Source organism: Corynebacterium sp. MSK071 (assembly GCF_030232125.1).
Taxonomy (GTDB): domain Bacteria; phylum Actinomycetota; class Actinomycetes; order Mycobacteriales; family Mycobacteriaceae; genus Corynebacterium; species Corynebacterium kefirresidentii.
In genome coordinates, this window is sequence record NZ_JASPJA010000079.1 from 1 (window position 1) to 212 (window position 212).

A 212-nucleotide genomic window follows, 5' to 3' on the forward strand; every position below is an offset into this window, starting at 1 on the left:
TTGGGTGCTGATGAGGCTGTGCGTAAGGCTGTGAAGGCTGCTGAGGGGCTATCTCCTTTGCTGGCTGTGGCTTTGGCTGCGGGCTCTGTTGTTGCCCAGGGCGCTGAGGCGGTCAAGGGTATTGTTGATTTGGGCGTGGCCTTAAAGGCTGCTGTGGTCAAGGGCTTGTTTACCGCGGGTAAGGGTCTTTTGGCTGCTCCGGTTATCGCGCA

1 protein-coding gene is annotated in these 212 nt (G+C 58.5%); it reads left to right on the forward strand.

Annotated elements, in window-relative coordinates:
* A partial coding sequence (locus tag QP990_RS12265; RefSeq protein ID WP_284799443.1) for a hypothetical protein occupies positions 1–212 on the forward strand: 212 nt, incomplete at both ends.